This window comes from Streptomyces boluensis, assembly GCF_009908195.1.
GTDB classification, from domain to species: Bacteria; Actinomycetota; Actinomycetes; order Streptomycetales; family Streptomycetaceae; genus Streptomyces; species Streptomyces boluensis.
Map to the genome: position 1 here is coordinate 1 of NZ_JAAAHS010000737.1, position 1,044 is coordinate 1,044.

Consider the following 1,044-nt stretch of genomic DNA (forward strand, 5'->3'; position numbering starts at 1 on the left):
CCCCCGTACCGCCAAACTCCGCTTCCCCATAAGCCGGTTGAGGGGTACCCGGCGCGGCCCAGGCGCCGATCTGGCCCGCCGAGACCCATTCGTACGCCGCCGCGTCCAGGGCCCGGTCGCCAAGCGCGGCGAGGAGCCGGGGCACGGGCAGCTCCGGGTCGACCAGGACGGACACCGGCAGCGGGTTCCACAGCGCGCCCGGCAGCCGGTCCACGCTGTCGAGGGGGATGCCACGCCCGGACACGGACACGCTGAACGCGACGGGCGCGGCGGCGTCGGCCCCCGAGGCCCGGTGCAGCAACAGCGCCCAGGCGGCCTGCAACGCGCCGAACTCGGTCGCGCCGAGTCCGCCCGCCCACGCACGCAGCGCCCCGGACTCCCCCGGCGTGAGCCGATGCCGGGTGCGCCGGGTCTCCGTGCGACGTGTCTCCGTACGGTGCTCGGCGCGGGCACCCCGCGTGGACGGCACCGGGAAGTCGGCCGCGTCGACGGGCGGGGCGGCCTTGGACCAGAACTCCCGCGCGGGGCCGAGGTCCTGGGCGGCGAGCCAGTCGCCGTAGTCACCGATGTCGGGGCGCCGCTCCCCACCGGGAGCCCGCCCGCCGTCGAGGTAGGCACGGAAGAACTCCCGCAGCAGCAGGCGCGCGCTCACATCGTCGAGCAGGGCGTGGTGGTACGTGAGCAGCATCCGGTGCGGCCTCGCGCGCCCCGGAGTCTGAGCGGGCACGGGGACAGAACCGGGGGTGGGCGCGGCGGCGGGCGCGGCCTTCCCCTCTTCCAGCAGGGTGACGCGCGCCGGGCCGGGGCGGCGCGGGTCCAGGGCGCGTTCCCGATCCCGCGCGACGAGCTCGGGCCAGTTGCCCGCACCGGACGGCAGCCGGACAAGCTCGGGCGTCACCCACTGGCGCACGGCGATCCCCGGCTCGGCACCCTCGTCGAACGAGGCCCGCAGCACACTCTCCCGCTCGTGCACCGACTGCCAGGCGGCCACGAACCGTTCAGGATCCAGCGGCCCGAACCACTCCCAGCTCAGCTGCCCCACCC

The 1,044-nt window shown here is 76.2% G+C and carries 1 protein-coding gene; it reads right to left on the reverse strand.

Annotated elements, in window-relative coordinates; genetic code table 11:
- On the reverse strand, window positions 1-1,044 hold a 1,044-nt coding region (locus tag GUY60_RS37825; protein ID WP_246236173.1), incomplete at both ends, for a condensation domain-containing protein.